At 46.3% G+C, this 387-nt stretch carries 1 protein-coding gene; it reads right to left on the bottom strand.

Going from position 1 to position 387, the window contains the following annotated elements; genetic code table 11:
- Positions 1-34: 34 nt before the first annotated feature.
- Positions 35-387, bottom strand: a 353-nt coding sequence (locus UTM25_RS22390; protein WP_320715380.1) for a Tn3 family transposase, incomplete at its 5' end; no start/stop codon positions are given.

Here is a 387-nt window from a genome sequence, read left to right as displayed (position 1 = left end):
TGGGCTCCGTTTGGGAAACGGAAAATATTGTACGTTAAGATGATTTTTTGTACTGACTGACATCAACTGGCCGCAAAGGACGATACTTCCCTTCAGCCAGCTTTTTATTGTTTCGCCAGATATAGTCTCCCGTCAGATTAATGTGCTCCCAGCCCAGCGGAGACAAGTGTGACAACAACTGATCATTGATATGTAGCCCTTTCTTTTTCAGTAAATTAATGGCGTTTTCTATATACACGGTATTCCACAATGTAATCGCGGCAGTGAGCAGCGTAAGTCCACTGGCGCGGTAACTCTGGTTTTCCAGACCACGATCCCTTATTTCGCCCAGCCGATGCATGAAAACAGCTCTGGCAAGGGCATTACGGGCTTCCCCTTTGTTTAGTC

Source organism: Enterobacter sp. 61D5, from assembly GCF_034107965.1.
Classification (GTDB): Bacteria; Pseudomonadota; Gammaproteobacteria; order Enterobacterales; family Enterobacteriaceae; genus Enterobacter; species Enterobacter cloacae_M.
Note: the sequence above shows the minus strand (reverse complement) of the source record. Positions and strands in the feature narration are given on the sequence as shown.